The sequence below is a fragment of the Lentzea rhizosphaerae genome, from assembly GCF_042649515.1.
Lineage (GTDB): Bacteria > Actinomycetota > Actinomycetes > Mycobacteriales > Pseudonocardiaceae > Lentzea > Lentzea aerocolonigenes.
This window is the reverse complement of sequence record NZ_JBHRZI010000019.1, coordinates 98249-113579: the sequence shown is the minus strand read 5'-3', so window position 1 is coordinate 113579 and position 15331 is coordinate 98249. Positions and strand designations below refer to the sequence as shown.

Annotated in this window: 18 protein-coding genes; 7 read left to right on the top strand and 11 right to left on the bottom strand. The window is 68.2% G+C overall.

Annotated features, from left to right (window positions below; translation table 11 throughout):
• Window positions 1–5 precede the first annotated feature (5 nt).
• Complete coding sequence (locus tag ACFOWZ_RS24555) at window positions 6–524, top strand: DUF402 domain-containing protein (RefSeq protein WP_382376225.1); 519 nt, start codon at window positions 6–8, stop codon at window positions 522–524.
• On the opposite strand, the gene coaE is transcribed toward ACFOWZ_RS24555, so the two are convergent.
• The 4 genes from coaE to rpsA form a co-directional block, all read right to left on the bottom strand.
• Entirely contained in the window at window positions 500–1648 is a 1149-nt protein-coding gene (gene coaE / locus ACFOWZ_RS24550; protein ID WP_382376224.1) for a dephospho-CoA kinase, read from the bottom strand. The two genes, ACFOWZ_RS24555 and coaE, sit on opposite strands and share 25 nt — an antisense overlap.
• Before the next feature lie 10 nt (window positions 1649–1658).
• Complete coding sequence (locus tag ACFOWZ_RS24545; protein ID WP_382376223.1) at window positions 1659–2276, bottom strand: hypothetical protein; 618 nt, start codon at window positions 2274–2276, stop codon at window positions 1659–1661.
• A gap of 165 nt (window positions 2277–2441) precedes the next feature.
• Entirely contained in the window at window positions 2442–3638 is a 1197-nt protein-coding gene (locus tag ACFOWZ_RS24540) for an RNA-guided endonuclease InsQ/TnpB family protein (RefSeq protein ID WP_382376222.1), read from the bottom strand.
• 150 nt (window positions 3639–3788) lie between these two features.
• Window positions 3789–5279: a 30S ribosomal protein S1 gene (rpsA, locus tag ACFOWZ_RS24535; protein WP_030466565.1), complete on the bottom strand. Its 1491-nt coding sequence runs from the start codon at window positions 5277–5279 to the stop codon at window positions 3789–3791.
• A gap of 179 nt (window positions 5280–5458) precedes the next feature.
• On the opposite strand from rpsA, the gene ACFOWZ_RS24530 reads away from it, so the two are divergent.
• From ACFOWZ_RS24530 to ACFOWZ_RS24510, 5 genes are all read left to right on the top strand, one after another.
• Window positions 5459–6292, top strand: coding sequence for a class I SAM-dependent methyltransferase (locus tag ACFOWZ_RS24530; protein ID WP_382376221.1), 834 nt, complete (start codon window positions 5459–5461; stop codon window positions 6290–6292).
• Window positions 6293–6303: 11 nt separating this feature from the next.
• Complete coding sequence (locus tag ACFOWZ_RS24525; protein WP_382376220.1) at window positions 6304–7224, top strand: GNAT family N-acetyltransferase; 921 nt, start codon at window positions 6304–6306, stop codon at window positions 7222–7224.
• Window positions 7225–7302: 78 nt separating this feature from the next.
• A complete protein-coding gene (locus ACFOWZ_RS24520; protein ID WP_382376219.1) occupies window positions 7303–7932 on the top strand; it encodes an ATP-binding cassette domain-containing protein in 630 nt (209 codons plus the stop codon).
• On the top strand, window positions 7929–9854 hold the full coding sequence (locus tag ACFOWZ_RS24515) for a YhgE/Pip family protein (protein ID WP_382376218.1): 1926 nt from the start codon (window positions 7929–7931) through the stop codon (window positions 9852–9854). Before ACFOWZ_RS24520 ends, ACFOWZ_RS24515 begins: the two co-directional genes overlap by 4 nt.
• Window positions 9851–10426 carry a TetR/AcrR family transcriptional regulator gene (locus ACFOWZ_RS24510; RefSeq protein ID WP_030466570.1) on the top strand — a complete coding sequence of 192 codons (576 nt, stop codon included), beginning with the start codon at window positions 9851–9853 and terminating at the stop codon, window positions 10424–10426. The genes ACFOWZ_RS24515 and ACFOWZ_RS24510 overlap by 4 nt, the downstream gene beginning before the upstream one ends.
• Here the strand turns inward: ACFOWZ_RS24510 and ACFOWZ_RS24505 are convergent.
• Both ACFOWZ_RS24505 and ACFOWZ_RS24500 read right to left on the bottom strand, forming a co-directional pair.
• Entirely contained in the window at window positions 10389–11072 is a 684-nt protein-coding gene (locus ACFOWZ_RS24505; RefSeq protein ID WP_382376217.1) for a DUF4328 domain-containing protein, read from the bottom strand. The two genes, ACFOWZ_RS24510 and ACFOWZ_RS24505, sit on opposite strands and share 38 nt — an antisense overlap.
• Window positions 11069–11650 (bottom strand): DUF4328 domain-containing protein, encoded by a 582-nt coding sequence (locus ACFOWZ_RS24500; protein WP_382376216.1) that lies wholly within the window; start codon window positions 11648–11650, stop codon window positions 11069–11071. The genes ACFOWZ_RS24505 and ACFOWZ_RS24500 overlap by 4 nt, the downstream gene beginning before the upstream one ends.
• A 123-nt stretch (window positions 11651–11773) precedes the next feature.
• Here ACFOWZ_RS24500 and ACFOWZ_RS24495 point away from each other — a divergent pair, with 123 nt between their 5' ends.
• Entirely contained in the window at window positions 11774–12217 is a 444-nt protein-coding gene (locus ACFOWZ_RS24495; RefSeq protein ID WP_382376215.1) for a hypothetical protein, read from the top strand.
• A 3-nt stretch (window positions 12218–12220) separates the two neighbouring features.
• Here ACFOWZ_RS24495 and ACFOWZ_RS24490 read toward each other — a convergent pair whose 3' ends face one another.
• From ACFOWZ_RS24490 to ACFOWZ_RS24470, 5 genes are all read right to left on the bottom strand, one after another.
• The gene (locus ACFOWZ_RS24490; RefSeq protein ID WP_382376214.1) at window positions 12221–12733 is read right to left on the bottom strand and encodes a hypothetical protein; all 513 of its coding nucleotides are present in this window, start codon (window positions 12731–12733) and stop codon (window positions 12221–12223) included.
• Window positions 12730–13302, bottom strand: a complete 573-nt coding sequence (locus ACFOWZ_RS24485; protein ID WP_382376213.1) for an AAA family ATPase — start codon at window positions 13300–13302, stop codon at window positions 12730–12732. Before ACFOWZ_RS24485 ends, ACFOWZ_RS24490 begins: the two co-directional genes overlap by 4 nt.
• Window positions 13303–13386: 84 nt before the next feature.
• Window positions 13387–13590: a cold-shock protein gene (locus ACFOWZ_RS24480; protein WP_030466576.1), complete on the bottom strand. Its 204-nt coding sequence runs from the start codon at window positions 13588–13590 to the stop codon at window positions 13387–13389.
• Window positions 13591–13727: 137 nt separating this feature from the next.
• The gene (locus ACFOWZ_RS24475; protein ID WP_382376212.1) at window positions 13728–14243 is read right to left on the bottom strand and encodes a hypothetical protein; all 516 of its coding nucleotides are present in this window, start codon (window positions 14241–14243) and stop codon (window positions 13728–13730) included.
• Between the two features lie 37 nt (window positions 14244–14280).
• The gene (locus ACFOWZ_RS24470; protein WP_382376211.1) at window positions 14281–15327 is read right to left on the bottom strand and encodes a Gfo/Idh/MocA family protein; all 1047 of its coding nucleotides are present in this window, start codon (window positions 15325–15327) and stop codon (window positions 14281–14283) included.
• Window positions 15328–15331 lie beyond the last annotated feature (4 nt).

Below are 15331 nucleotides of genomic sequence, written 5' to 3'. Positions count from 1 at the left end.
GCGTCGTGGGAGCGGTCACTACACCTCAGCTGGTCGATGTCGTCGACACCATTTCGGGCGTGCGAACTTATTCGTCCGGTGGCACGCGCACCCTCAGTTCGTGCGACGTGGAACGCTGGGGTCTGCGGATCGAGCATCCCACCCCGGAAGACCCGTTCTCCGACGCCGAGGTCACCTGGCTGCTGCCCGATCTGGGTCTGCGCCTCACGACCTACCGCCCGCGCTCCCGGCACGCCCGCAGCGGCCCGAGCGTGCTGTCCGCGGTCCGCGTCGAACGCGACCACCGGCACTGGCAGACCACGGACCTGTTGCTGGGCCTGGCAGTTCCCGGCGGCACCACGGCCCGCATCGTGCGCAGCGAGGAGTTCGCCGCCGCCGTCGCGGGCCGCGTCCTGCGACCGGGTGACGCCGACCAGGCCCTGCGCACGGTCCACCGCACCCTCGAAGAGCTCAGCAACGTCAACCACAACCTCACCTCGTGGCTGACGTGGCAGGGCATCTACGACGCCTGGCCTCCCCTGTAGGCCTTCACCCGCTCGACGGCCGTCTCCATCCACGGTTCCTTCGCCTCCCCGTAGGCCAGAGCGCCGGTGTCGGCCGCGAACCGCTGGGACAGCTCGAGCTTGAGGTTCGCGTACTCGTCCCGTGCCTGCGCGTCGTGCCGCAGCCAGTCGCGGAAGTCGATCGCCCACCGCCAGTTCGGCGCCCCCTCGACGCGCAGGTGCAGGTTCACCCGCCGCCCGGGATCAGCCCCGGCGTGCAACCGCTTGCTCCAGTCGCCCTCACCACGAGGCGTGTCCTCGTACGGCCCGACGTACGGAAAGCCGGCCTGACCCAGCGCCTCCCGCAACGAGTCCGCGGTCTCCATGTCCTCGACGGCGAGCTGGAAGTCGAGCACGTCCTTGGCCGCGAGCCCAGGAACAGCGGTCGACCCGATGTGCTCGACGTGCCGCCCACCAGCCGCCAGACTGATCCGCCGAGCAATCCGCCGTGCCTGAGCAGGCCACCGCTCGTCGTACGGCACCACGATCGGCGACCCGGACGCGTACGACTGCGTCCGCACGTTCTTCTCGAACCCGACGAGCCGATCCCACAACACCGTGACGTCAGGAACCTCGCCGCTGTTGTCGAGCCACACGTCGGCAACGGCCCGACGCTGCTCATCGGTGGCCTGAGCGGCAATCCGGTTCTCGGCGTCCTGCCGATCCATGCCCCGGCTGCTCACCAACCGCTGAAGACGAGTCTCGGCATCCGCGTATACAACGATCACGAGGTGGTACGCCGCCGCCATGTCCCGCTCCACCAACAACGGGATGTCGTGCACGACGATCGCGTCCTCAGGCGCCTCGGCCATCCGCTGCCCGGTGAGCGCCCCGATCCGGGGATGCGTGATCCCGTTGAGCGTCTGCCGAGCCTCCTCGGTGGCGAACGCCTTGGCAGCCAACGCGGCCCGGTTCAACGTGCCGTCACCGTTCAGGACGTCGTCCCCGAACGCCTTGACGACCTCCTTGAGCCCGTCGGAACCAGGCTCCAACACCTCACGAGCAAGCTGGTCCGCGTCGATGACAACGGCCCCCCGCTCAGCCAGCAGCCGCGCAACCGTCGACTTGCCGGACCCGATCCCCCCGGTCAACCCCACCCTGAGCATGCCGGTCAGGTTAGACGGGAGGCGTCATCGCCTGCTGAGCGAGTACCGGCAAAATCGCCACGAGCTTGGCCTGGGGAATGAAGCCGTTCCGGTTCCGCACGACAAAGGTCGACTTCCCGAGGGACCCGATCAACAACTGCTCGTCCTTCCCCTCGACCAACGTCCCCTTCTGCTTCCCGACGTCAACCTCGGTGATCTTCGCCCCGTCCCCCCGCTCAGCCTCGATGCTCTCGGTGACCCGCGTCCGAGCCGTCAACTCGTCCGTGTAGGTCGAAAGCCCGATGACGATCTTCGCGGCCCCCAGGTCCTGCTTGGGCGGAATGCCGTAGTAACAGTCGATCTTCCCGGTCCGCCCGATCCCGGGCTCCTTGATGCCGATGATGATCCGAGGCTCACCGGGCAACTCCTGCCCGAGCGTCGCGTTCATGACCTCGACAGGCACCACGAGCTCGCAGTCGTCCGGCAGGGCCCGATCAACCATCACCGGAACCCGCGAAGGCGTGGTCTGCGGCGTGATCTTCGGAATCTGAGGCGGCGGCGCCTGAGTCTGCGGAGCCACAGAAGAGCAGGCCCCGGAAACCGCCAGCGCACCCGCGCTCAGCGCCACGAAGAACTTGTTCCCACGCATAGGTTTGTCAACCTACACAACGGACTCAGCCCTCCACCACAGAGTCAACCTCTCGGCCCTGAAGGCGCCCTGAAGGGCTGAACTTGCGCTCGGTTCCTTCAAGCCGAGTCGCGTTCCTCGTCCACCACTGGCTGTGGTGTGCGGGCCGCATCTACTGGCAACTGCTCAGGCAGCCGCAGGTAAGGGCACGTTGACGAGTACCCACACGCGCCGTGCCCGATCACGGATGTTCACGGCGGCGACGAAGTCGGCGGGTCCAGCGAGACCACACCGGCGACACGAGAACAAGTCCCTGACGGGACGGTTGGAGCGGGACGTGTGCTTGCACCTCGGGCACATCTGCGAGGTGTAGCGGGCGTCCACCAGCAGCACCGGCACACCGGCCCGACGGGCCTTGTAGGTGAGGTGCTGTTCGAGTTGGTGGAACGGCCAGGAGGACTGGGTGGCTCGCTGGTGCCGGTGCAGCCGTACCCGGTCGCGGATGCCCCGGAGGTCCTCCAGAGCGATACCGCGGCCGGTGCGTTGGGCAACAGCCACAATGTCCTTGGCAATACGGTGGTTGACGTGCGTCGCGTGACGAGCTTCCCGGCGGGCTCGCTTCTTCAGACGACGCGTGGCGGACTTGGTGCGCCTGGCCTGCAACTCGGCGCGCAGACGGGCGTGCCAGCGGCGATGGCGTCGCAGACCGCGCCCCTGAAAGTTGTCCAGGTCCGACGTGGTGGCCAGGTTGGTGATACCTCGGTCCACACCGATCCAGTCGGCAGGCTCGAACGCCTCAGGCTCGGCCACCTCGCAGGTGGCGATCAGGAACCACATACCGTCACGGAATAGCAGATCCGATTCGCCCCGGCGATGCGCACGCAGCGTCGTCAACTGGTCTGGCGAGCAGGTGAACCGGATGCCCTTCAACCGCCCGGCCGTGGTCCAGATCGACACCGTGCCCGCGTCTGAGCACCATGACAGGCACCGGTCGTCGAACGGTTGCGCAGCTGTTTGCCGAAACTCGATCGGCTTCGACTCGGCCTTGAGACGACGCTGAGACTTCTCGTCGCCAAGGTTTCCCGCCCGGATGCCAGCCTGCAGGGCGGTGTAGGCATCGACGACCTTCTTCACCACCCGCACCGCGGGCTGCGCCGACAGACCGAACCGACCCTTGATCTCGCGGTAGCACAGCTTCTGCAACTCGTTACGGGACTTCACGTCCCGCTCGAACGCCACCCGCGACGTGTAATCCGCAGCCGCATTGCAGGCACGCAGTGTCGCCGCCAGCGCCGCCGCCTCGACGGACGTCGGCAGCAGCTTCACCTGCACTACCAACTTCACACAGACGACCATATCGAACACATGTTCAGGCGCTTCCACCGCACCGGCTCCTCGGACTCCAACGGCCGGGCTTCCGTCGAAAACCATCAGGTGAACAGGTGGCGGGGTTGCGGTCTGACCCTGCTGGATCAGAAAACGCCAAAGGCCCCCGCACCGAAGCGCGGGGGCCTTCAACGACTAGCTACAGGCTCACATACCGCCCGACAGCTTCTCCCGAAGCGCGGCCAGCTGCTCGTCCGACGCGAGCGTGCCACCCGACTGGGCCGGCGCACCGACGGAAGCGGAAGGAGCGTCGCCACCCGAGGTGTAGTTGCCCGCACCCTCGGCCGAAGCCTCTTCCTCGGCCTCGGCGGCCTTGCGGATCTGCTTCATGTGGGCCTCGTAACGAGTGTGCGCCTCGGCGTACTGGCGCTCCCACTCCTCACGCTGCTTGTCGAAGCCGTCCTGCCACTCCTGGGTCTCCGGGTCGAAGCCCTCGGGGTAGATGTAGTTGCCCTGGTCGTCGTACTCGGCGGCCATGCCGTACTGGGTCGGGTCGAACTCGGTGTCGACCGTGAAGCCCTCGTTGGCCTGCTTGAGCGACAGCGAGATGCGGCGACGGTCGAGGTCGATGTCGATGACCTTGACCATGACGTCGTCGCCGACCTGGACGACCTGCTCCGGGATCTCGACGTGGCGCTCGGCCAGCTCGGAGATGTGGACCAGGCCCTCGATGCCCTCGTCCACGCGGACGAACGCACCGAACGGAACCAGCTTGGTGACCTTGCCCGGCACGATCTGGCCGATCGCGTGGGTGCGGGCGAACTGGCGCCACGGGTCTTCCTGGGTCGCCTTCAGCGACAGGGAGACGCGCTCGCGCTCCATGTCGACGTCGAGGACCTCGACGGTGACTTCCTGGCCGACCTCGACAACCTCGGACGGGTGGTCGATGTGCTTCCAGGACAGCTCCGAGACGTGGACGAGACCGTCGACGCCACCCAGGTCCACGAAGGCACCGAAGTTGACGATCGAGGACACGACGCCCTTGCGGACCTGGCCCTTCTGCAGCTGGTTGAGGAACTCGCTGCGGACCTCGGACTGGGTCTGCTCGAGCCACGCGCGGCGGGACAGGACCACGTTGTTGCGGTTCTTGTCCAGCTCGATGATCTTCGCCTCGAGCTCGCGGCCGACGTACGGCTGCAGGTCGCGGACGCGACGCATCTCGACGAGCGAGGCGGGGAGGAAGCCGCGGAGGCCGATGTCGAGGATGAGACCACCCTTGACGACCTCGATGACCGTGCCCTTGACGGGCTCGTCCTTCTCCTTGAGGGCCTCGATGGTGCCCCAGGCGCGCTCGTACTGGGCGCGCTTCTTCGACAGGATCAGGCGGCCTTCCTTGTCCTCCTTCTGGAGAACAAGGGCCTCGACCTCGTCACCGACGCTGACAACCTCGGCGGGATCGACGTCGTGCTTGATCGACAGTTCACGCGAGGGGATGACGCCCTCGGTCTTGTAGCCGATGTCGAGCAGGACCTCGTCCCGGTCGACCTTGACGATGGTGCCCTCAACGATGTCGCCGTCGTTGAAGTACTTGATCGTCTTGTCGATAGCTGCGAGGAAGTCCTCCTCCGTCCCGATGTCGTTGATCGCGACCTGCTTGGGCGCAGCGGCAACGGGGGCGGTGGTGGTGTCGGTGGACATTAGGTAGGTGGCTCCGGTACGGATTGGCATCGATTGTCTGGTAGTGGTGCGCGCGCAGCGTCGCAGCGACCTGGAATCCGGCGGAACTGGATCATGGGCAGCACTAACCCACTACGCACGCGATATCGTACGCGGCCGCGAGACGCGCAAGCAAACCAGCCCCCATGTGAAGGAGCAGTGTGTCCAACCAGCACGCGAGTGCCGAACAGGCGCTCGGCACGGCCGGCATCGTCAAGCGCGGGGCGGACGCCGCCGAGTCACGTCTGGCGAACCGCATCTGGTGGGACGCGGACGCTGACGACTACCACGACACGCACGGCGACTTCCTGGGCGCGGCGGACTTCGTCTGGTGTCCGGAGGGCCTGCGCGAGGAGGAGGTCGCGTTCCTCGGTGACGTCGCAGGTCAGAGCGTTCTCGAGGTCGGCTGCGGCAGTGCCCCGTGCGCGCGCTGGCTCAAGGCCAACGGCGCCGAGGTCACGGCTCTCGACATCTCCGCGGGCATGCTGCGGCACGCGCGCGAGAACAACGAGAAGACCGGCATCCACGTCCCGCTCGTCCAGGCCAGCGCCGACCAGCTGCCGTTCGGGACGGGCACCTTCGACGCCGCCTGCTCGGCGTTCGGCGCCGTCCCGTTCGTGGCGGACGTCCAGGAGGTCTTCGCCGAGGTCGCCCGCGTGCTCAAGCCCGGCGCGAGGTGGGTGTTCGCGGTCAACCACCCGATGCGGTGGATCTTCCCGGACGACCCGGGCCCGCTCGGCCTCACGGTCACCCAGTCGTACTTCGACCGGACTCCCTACGTGGAGGTCGACGAGGAGGGCCGCGCCACCTACGTCGAGCACCACCGCACGCTCGGCGACTACGTCAGGGCGCTCACGAACACCGGTTTCGTCGTCGAGGACCTGGTCGAGCCCGAGTGGCCGCAGGGGCACACCCGCGTCTGGGGACAGTGGAGCCCGCTGCGCGGCAAGCTCTTCCCCGGCACCGCGATCTTCCGCACGCGCCTGACGTCGTAGTCTTCACGTTCATGACCTCGGCACGCGGACTGGTGGCGGCCCAGTCAGCGCGTTTCGCGTCGCTGGACCCGTTGCTCCCGCCCGCCGCCGAACCACCGGCGGACGGCCACGTCATCACGGCCGCGCTCGCGGACGGCACGCGCGTCGCCGGCGTCGTCAGTCACCAGTGCTTCGAACCCCGCTCGACGACGAGGCTGTGGTCGGCGGCCGAGGTGTGGGAGCTGATGCCTCTCGTAGGCACCACTCAAGGCATGGACGCGCTCCTCATGCGGTGGCGTCAGCTTCTCGACACACAAGAGATAGGTGAGGACACGGCGTGCGTCGTGCACTGGCCGAGCCGTGACACGAGGGCCGCACGCGCGTTTCTCGACCACGGCCTGGTGCCGCTGTCCGTGCTCGGCATCAGGCTGCGCACGCCACAACAGCAACTCCCCCGCACGCTCACGATCCGCCGTGCGACCCCGCACGACCTGGAGTCGGTGCTGGAGCTGTCGCTGGCGGAGCTGGAGTACTCGTCGTTCGTCGGCTCCACGATCGTGCGCCCGGAGGCAGCGGCCCTCAAACGACGTGCGCTCGCCGACCGCCTGGCCAAGGCGAGCCCGATCTGGCTCGCCGAACGCGACGGCATCGCGGTGGCGCTGGCCGAGTGCGCGATCGTGTCGTCGGAACCGGGCACGAGCGCGGCGGCGAGGCTGCCGCGCGGTCGCTGGGGCTATGTGAACTGCGTCTCCGTGCTGCCCGGAGCCCGCGGCACGGGCATCGGCCAGCAGCTCGTCGCCCACGCCCACCAGGAACTCCACCGGATGGGCACGGTCGGCACGTACCTCTACTACAACCCGCCGAACCCGCTGAGCTCGGTGTTCTGGCCTCGTCAGGGCTACCGGCCGCTGTGGACCGTCTGGGAAGTACGCCCCGCCTCCGCCCTCAGGTGACCTATGTCCGAGTTGCCAGCTGACCAAGACTGCGCGAGAATTTGTACTGACCGGTCAGTTTAAACGGAAGGTAAAGCCGTGGAGATCCGCGCAGAACGCGCAGGCGTCATCGGGGCACATGGTCCTCTGCTCCGGCCGACCTCGCTGGTCGTGAAGCCGGGCGAACTGACGCTGGTCGCGGGCGAGCCCGGCACCGGTCACACGGCGCTCGGCCTGCTGCTCTCCGGCCGCATGAAGCCCTCCACCGGCTCGGTGTCACCGGACGCGAAGACGCTGCGCAAGCAGGTCGTGCTCGTCGACGCCCCCGAGGTGAACGAGCCGGAGGACGCGCTCAGCCTGGCCGCCGTCGTCGGTGAGGAACTCGCGATGAACGGCAAGCCCTCCGGCAAGAAGGCGGTGCACGACTGGTTGGTGGAGCACGCCGCCGACGAGCACGCGTCCAAGCGTTTCGAGCACGTGCCTGCGCAGACGCGTTGTGCCGTGATGCTCGAACTGGCCTCCGCACGTCCCGGCGCCACGGCCCTCGTCCTCGACTGCCCGGACCGCCACCACCCCAACCCGCGCGAGTGGTTCGCCCTGGCGAACGACTACGTGACCCCCGAACGGTCCGTGGTCGTCCTGTGCTCGAACTCCTCCGCCCACATCCTCGACATCCCGCACGCGCGCCTTGGTGAGGACAACGACACCAAGATGGAGATCACCGCATGAGCGCCCTTCGCATGGCCTTCAACGAACTTCGCCGGATCACCTCCGGCACGCTGCCCAAGCTCGCCGTCGTGGCACTGGCGCTCGTGCCCCTGCTGTACGCGTCGCTCTACCTGTACGCCAACAAGGACCCGTACGCGAACCTCAACCAGGTCCCCGCCGCGCTGGTCGTGAAGGACAAGGGCGCCAAGGACCTCAACGCCGGCAAGGAGGTCGCGGACGAGCTGCTCAACGGCAAGAAGTTCAACTGGCACGTCGTGGACAACCCCGCCGACGCCGACGAGGGCGTGCGCAAGGGCACGTACATCTTCGCGCTGACGCTGCCGGAGGACTTCTCCGAGGCGCTCACGTCCGCGGAGCAGAACAAGCCGCGCCAGGGTGTGCTGACGCTGACGACCAACGACGCCAACAACTACCTGGGCAGCACGATCGCGAACCAGGTCGTCTCCGAGGTGCGCCGCGCGGTCACCGCGAAGGTCTCCGCCGGGGCCGCCGACAAGCTGCTGCTCGGCTTCTCCACGATCCGCCAGGAGACGACCAAGGCGGCCGACGGCGCCACGCAGCTCGCGGACGGCAACGCCCAGCTGCGCGACAAGCTGGGCGAGCTCGACAAGGGCGTCCAGGAGCTCCACACCGGGTCGGTGACGGCCGCGAACGGCGCCGCGCAGCTGCGTGACGGCCTGCACGAGCTGCGTTCGCAGACCGCGCCGCTGCCCGACGGTGCGAAGAAGATCGCCGACGGCGCCCGCCAGGTCGCGGACGGCAACGAGACCGCCGCGCGCCAGGCGGAGGAGTACGCGCAGAAGGCCCAGGCCCTCGTCGGTGTGCTCGACCAGGCGAACGGCGACATCGCGACCCGTCTGCGCGCCCTGGGCTTCACCGAGGACCAGGTGCAGCGCGTGATGTCCACGATCGGCCAGGTCCGCAAGCCCGTCGACGACGCCAACGGCAAGGTCCAGGGAGCCGCGGGTGACCTGCGCAGGCTCGCGAACGGCGCGGACCAGGTGGCCGACGGTGCCGAGCAGCTCTCGTCGAAGATGCCCGGCCTGGTCGCCGGCATCGGCAAGCTCGACGACGGCGCGACGAAGCTCGCCGACGGCAACGTCCAGATCCGCGACGGCCTGAAGAAGGCCTCGGACGGAACGCCCCAGCTCCGCGACGGCGCGGTCAAGCTCGCCGACGGCTCCGCGCAGCTGCGCGACGGCCTGACCGGTGGCGTGAACAAGATCCCGAACGCGGACGACCCGACGCGCGCCGCGATCGCGCAGGCCATCGGCGACCCCGTGGCGGTGAAGGGCCTGTCCCAGACGAAGGCCGCCACGTACGGCGCCGGTCTGGCCCCGTTCTTCCTGGGCCTCGCGACGTGGATCGGCGCGTTCGTGCTCTTCCTGCTGCTGCGCCCGCTCTCACGCCGTGCGCTGGCCGCTGGTCAGTCGGCGTTGCGTGTCGCGTTGGGCGGCTGGCTGCCAGGCGCGCTGCTCGGCATCGTGCAGGTGCTCGTGATGTTCTCGGTCGTACGGTTCGTGGTCGACATCGTGCCGTCGAACCCCTTCGGCACGTTCGCATTCCTCGTGCTGATGTCACTGACGTTCGTGGCGATCCTGCACGCGCTGAACGCCGCCTTCGGTGCCGTCGGCAAGTTCCTCGGCCTGATCCTGCTGATCCTTCAGCTGGTCAGCGCGGGTGGCACGTTCCCGTGGCAGACGATCCCGGTGCCGCTCTACCCGCTGCACTACGGCCTGCCGATGGGCTATGCGGTCGACGGCCTGCGCCACCTCATGTACGGCGGTGACCTGGGCAGCGTGGGTCACGACGCTTTGATCCTTCTCGCCTGGCTGGTCGGAGCCCTAGCCTTGTCGTCCGTGACGGCCTACAAGCAGCGGGTGTGGACGGCGTCGAAGCTGAAGCCGGAGCTGGTGCTGTGAGCGCGAGAACGACGGCGACGAAGCAGAAGCTCTTCGACGCGGCGTTGAAGCTGGTCGGCGAACGGGGCGCGGCCTCGGTGACGGTCGACGAGATCGCCGCGGAGGCGGGCGTCGCCAAGGGCACGATCTACTACAACTTCGCCTCGAAGGACGCGCTGGTCGAGGCCCTGCTGCGGCACGGGGTGGAGATCCTCGCGGGCCGGCTGCGGTCCGCGGAGGGCTCGGAGGACTCGCTGGAGGCGCTGGTCGACGAGATGCTCGGCTTCTGGGCCGAGTACCCGGCGTTCGGCCAGCTCCTCGTCTCCGAGCTGTGGCGCACCCCCGGCCAGTGGCACGGCACTCTCTCGTTGCTGCGCGACGACATCGTGTCGATCGTGCGCGGTCACATGAAGCGCCTGTCCGACGCGGGCCGCCTCCCGGAAGGGGTCGAGGTCGGCACCGCGTCGGCGGCGTTGTTCGGCACGCTGCTCGTGATCGCGCTGGACTGGCAGGTGTTCCAGCCGGAGCGGTCACGGGCCGAGGTGCGCGATTCGGTCATGCACCTGGTACGTGGACTTGGACCGGCCCGCTGAACTCCTGCGGCCGCGTCACGTCCTGGAGGTCGGTCAGCCTCTTGATCAGCACGACGGCCAGCGCGGCGGCGACGATCGTCACGACCGCCGTCACCCACGTCCAGGTGGCGACGGTGGCCATGTCCGTGTCGCGCAGCCAGAGCCGGGTGACCACCCGGTTGCCCCACGACATCAGCAGGAACGCGGTCCACCAGATGGCGAGGAAGCCGTTCTTGTCGCGCGCCTGGAGCGGCCGGTCCTGCTGGGCGGGGTCGAAGGAGCGCCACACGTCCTGGACGATCTGAAACGGGAACCAGAGCGCGACGATCGGCGTGATCCACGACCCGATGGCCCAGCCACGGCCGCGCCGGTGCTCCGAGGCGTAGGTGACGCGCTCGGCGTTGCGGCGTGACCGGTAGATCCACACGATGAACGTCACGCCCGCCGCGATCGTCACGAGCACGCCCGGAATGCTGACCGCCAGGTTGAGGTTGTTGGCGGCTTCCAGGTCGTCCATCGTGCCGATGCCGTCGATCTGGTCCTGCACGACTTTCACGAACGTCTGCGTGGTGATCGCGTCCGCGACGGCGTGGACGGCGGTGAGTCCGATGAGGACGGACGCGGCGATGCCGATGCCGCGCACCGGCCTGAACGGTTCGGTGATCATGATTCCCCCACGGGCACGAGTTCCTGCATGTCGGTGACGCGCTTGATCATCCGAGCGGCGAGCACGGCCGCGCCGACCAGGCCCAGAGCGGAGACCGTGTACAGCAACGCCATGTCGTCCACGGCGCTGCGGCCGGCCACCACGCCGAGCGCGTTCGAGGAGATGTAGGTGATCCACCACGCGGTGACCAGGCCGCTCTTCGGACGCTTCTGCAGCCCCACCATCGGCTGGGTGCGGTCCGATCCCCGCCAGATGTCCTGCATCACCGCGTACGGGATGAACAGGTTCGCGAACGGGATGAGCCACCCCACGACGATCCACATGTTCGTGTAGCGGTGCTGGTGCCTGGACGTGATCACGTCGGAGTTGAGGCGGGCCTGGCGCATCCAGGCGATGAACAGCACCCCCGCCACGACCTGCACGAACATCGCGATCCAGGTCGCGGACAAGATCGACTCCACGTCCACGGGCGTCCACAGCATCGCGGCCGAGACGACCTGTGTTCCCGCCGAGAACGCGATCGTTCCCGTCGCCGCCGTGCCGATTCCGCGCACGGGTCTGACAACCTCTGAGCTCAAGTGAATTCCCCCAGGTGAAAGCGCACGTCCCCCGACGTCGGCGCGGAGCGTACATGCTCAACGCCCGATCGAGCGATGTGTTTGGTCGTGCGGGGCGAAAACACCGCCGGTACGAACGAAGACATGCCGAAACCGCTCAGCATCCTCGTCGCTCTGCTCGCCTGCACCGCGCTCACGGCACCTCCGGCCCTCGCCGAGCCCGTGACCGCCACCGCCGACTTCCAGGAGGGCCTGTTCTCCCCCGTCGACGGCGTCCTCGACTTCGAGGAGACGACCGACGGCATCAAGGTCACCGGCAAGTTCCAGAAGGGCTTCTCCTCCGACCGGCCTGCCGACTACCAGCTCCAGGTCCTCGACAACGCGGTCGTGATCGTGGACTTCAGCAAGGACTTCCAGGAGGTCGCCGAGATCGAGACCGCGGAGGTCGCGGCGTTCGAGTTCACCACGAAGACCAAGCAGAAGATCGCCGACATCCGCAACGAGGACGTCGTGGTCCGCCAGCTCGTGGACGTGGCGGCCGGCATCAAGGTCCAGGCGGAGATCGGCCGGGCGAAGATCGTCAAATGACGCTCAGCGGGCGTCCTCGTGGTGCAGCGAGGGCGCCCGCCCGTTCAACGCCCGTTCGACGGCGTCCATCACCGCACGACTCGTGCGCTGCGCGGCGTCGTGGGTGAAGTGTCCGAGCAACACCTGCTGCGTCGGGTTCGGCAGCACCGGATCCGGCACCGGCGCGCACGTGTGCACCTCCACCACCGGTGCACCATCTGCCAGAAGGTGCTGAACGGCCTGGAGCACTCCCACGCGGTAGCTGCCGTGCACCCACGCCACCAGCAGGTTCACCTCACGGCCCTGCAGCTCGTCCTGGACCTCCGCCGCGAGCTCGTGCGGCTTGGTCCAGTCGGCTCTGATCCACGTCGGCCGGTGCCCGTGCGAGATCGACGCGCGCGCGGCGCGTCCAGGACCGTCGTCGGCCATCAGCGGTTGGGTCCGCGACGGCAGCACGACCTGCCACCCGCGTTCCACGAGCTGCCGCGCACATCCGGCCAGCATTCCGGTCCCGCCGAGCACCAGTGCCGTTCTCACCGCGCACGCTCCTGTCCGACCGAGGCCAGCGGGCCTGCCAGCCACCGCTCCACCTGCCCCTGCCCGGACAGCCGCACGACCACGACCTCGTCGACCAGGGCGAGCACCCTGGCCCGGTTGCGCCGGTAGGTCTTCCAGCCCCATCGCAGGATGTGCTCGGAGTCCGTGAACACCGACCACAGCGACGGTTCCTGGTTACCGTTCCACAACTCCACCCCGCGCGCCCGGCGCCGGACGGTGCGGCTGACCAGGCGGCCCATCACCGTGGCGAACGGATGATCAAGCCACACCACCGTGTCGGCCCGCGCGAGCAACGCGCGCCGCACCTCGTTGTACTGGTACTCGGTGACCCACCGGTCCTGCTGCGCGAAGGCCGCGACCTCGGCGCGGAACTCCGGCCGGGGCGTCCACTGCGGCCCCCAGTAGAGGCTGTCGAGCTCGATCCGCCGCAGGTCGCGCTGCTGAGCGATGCGCAGGCAGAGCGTCGACTTGCCGGATCCCGTGTTGCCGGCGACGAGGATGCGCCGGGGCACGTGCGGCAGCGGATCAGCTGGTCCGAGCAACGGCATCGGCCCAGGCTAGCCAAAAGCAAAAGATCGAAAAACGACCGCAGGGCCCCCGGAACACCGGAGGCCCTGCGGTTCGGAACAACGTCAGAGAGCGGTGACGTTCGTCGCCTGCGGGCCCTTCTGGCCCTGCGTGATGTCGAACGAGACGCGCTGGTTCTCCTCGAGGCTGCGGTAGCCGCCGCCGTTGAGGGCCGAGTAGTGGACGAAGACGTCAGCGCCGCCGTCCTCGGGGGCGATGAAGCCGAAGCCCTTTTCGGCGTTGAACCACTTGACGGTGCCGTTAGCCATGTACTGCTCCTTCAATTGCTGAAGAGCGGACCGCACTGTGCGGACGCTCCAGTGGTTGGTCTTGAGCAGGCAACCCAACCGTGAAGAAGGAGAAGCGAACACAGAACTGCAACCGATAGAGCAGTCTACCCCACGGCTCACCGGTACTTGCGCTGCGGCGCCGCGAACCGCTGTTGCATGAGCGACACCCGGAAGATCAGGAAGCACGCGAGCCCGGCCGCCACGATCGCGCACAGCGTCGACAGGGTCGAAAACACCACGTAGGCGGGGGTGTCCAGCAGCAGCGACTCGAGCACGTCGCACGCCACCATCGCGAGGAACGCGTACTGCCACGGCTTGATCAACGGGCTGGCCACGCGCTGCTCGAACGGCACCTCGCGCTGCGCCGGGTCGCTCGCCTTCCACACCTGCGACATCATCCGCACGCCGTGCAGCGCGATCGCCTCGGCGTTGTGGGTGGCGAAGCGGAACCACAGCAGGAACGCCACGGCCGCGGGCGCGATCAGCACGATGGCGAGGAAGCTCCACGACGACGACCCGCCCTGCCAGTCGTTGACCGTGCCCCAGACGGACTCGGCGGCGACCAGGGCGATCAGGCCCATGCTCACGTAACCGGTCAGCCGGACGTCCCTCAGGTCGATGTAGGTGTCCAACGCAACAACCCCCGAACACAGCGGACTCGGCGGGAGACTACCGGCCGAAACCGCAGCCCAGCTCGCCGAACGTCGCGACCTTCTCCGCCGCGCGCACGACGACCTCGTCGACGCCGTCGAGCACCACCCTGTCGCCGACGCGGCGGGCGGGCAGCAGCGGCACGTGCGCCTTGCCGCACTGCTCGACGACCGACGTGAACGCCCGTGCGGCGGCCAGCGGTGCCACGAGGGGCTCGCCGGTCTGCCGGTGCCGGATCAGGTTCTCCAGGAGGTCGACGGACGGTGGCACGGCCATGGTGTGGTCGTTGACCTTCAGGCGGTCGTCGTCGTACCACCACACGGCCTGCCCCAACGTTCCATGGACCAGCACGATCGGTGGCAACGATGTCGTCGCACAGAGCGTCGTCGCGACTACGACCGGTGGCGCACCATCAGCCGTGACACGCACACACGCCGTGTCGTCCGCACTGATCGTGTCGCGGCAGCGGAACAGTTCCAGCTCGACGCCGATGTCCGATCGTTCTTCCACATCGGCGAGCAAGAGAACGTTCTGCAGAGCGTGCGCGAACGGATTGACGAGCGTTCCGTCCTCACCCTGCCGTCCGGCCCATACAGCGCGTTCGTAGTACGCGTCCGTGCGCACCCAACGGCCAGCGGCGCCGATACCCGAGATGTCGCCCAACGCGCCGGAGCCGATCAACGAGCAAAGGCGCCGGTACGACCCCTTCCCCTGCGACTGGAACCCGACCTGGCACACCAGCCCGCGCTTCTCCGCCGCGGCGGAGATCTCCTCGAAGTCGGCCGTCGACAGCAGCGCCGGCTTCTCCACCAGCACGTCACAGCCCAGGTCGAACGCGCCGAGCACGAGTTCCCGGTGCGTCGAGGGCGGTGAGGAGATCACCACGACCTCCGGGTGCAGCTCGGCGGCCAGCGACGGCAGGTCGGGGTAGGACGGCACCGGCACGTCGACGTCCGCCACGTCGACCACACCGACGAAGGTCGCCACACCGTCGTGACCGAGCCGGAGCAGGTTCTCCACGTGCCGCGCCCCATGCCCGCGAGCCCCGACCAGCGCAACACGCATCGTC

Bases quoted from the DNA above. Each gene is read 5' to 3' on its own strand.
- coaE (WP_382376224.1), bottom strand. From the start codon at position 1,648: ATGCTCAGGGTGGGGTTGACCGGGGGGATCGGGTCCGGCAAGTCGACG.
- ACFOWZ_RS24545 (WP_382376223.1), bottom strand. From the start codon at position 2,276: ATGCGTGGGAACAAGTTCTTCGTGGCGCTGAGCGCGGGTGCGCTGGCG.
- rpsA (WP_030466565.1), bottom strand. From the start codon at position 5,279: ATGTCCACCGACACCACCACCGCCCCCGTTGCCGCTGCGCCCAAGCAG.
- ACFOWZ_RS24525 (WP_382376220.1), top strand. From the start codon at position 6,304: ATGACCTCGGCACGCGGACTGGTGGCGGCCCAGTCAGCGCGTTTCGCG.
- ACFOWZ_RS24515 (WP_382376218.1), top strand. From the start codon at position 7,929: ATGAGCGCCCTTCGCATGGCCTTCAACGAACTTCGCCGGATCACCTCC.
- ACFOWZ_RS24505 (WP_382376217.1), bottom strand. From the start codon at position 11,072: ATGATCACCGAACCGTTCAGGCCGGTGCGCGGCATCGGCATCGCCGCG.
- ACFOWZ_RS24495 (WP_382376215.1), top strand. From the start codon at position 11,774: ATGCCGAAACCGCTCAGCATCCTCGTCGCTCTGCTCGCCTGCACCGCG.
- ACFOWZ_RS24485 (WP_382376213.1), bottom strand. From the start codon at position 13,302: ATGCCGTTGCTCGGACCAGCTGATCCGCTGCCGCACGTGCCCCGGCGC.
- ACFOWZ_RS24480 (WP_030466576.1), bottom strand. From the start codon at position 13,590: ATGGCTAACGGCACCGTCAAGTGGTTCAACGCCGAAAAGGGCTTCGGC.
- ACFOWZ_RS24470 (WP_382376211.1), bottom strand. From the start codon at position 15,327: ATGCGTGTTGCGCTGGTCGGGGCTCGCGGGCATGGGGCGCGGCACGTG.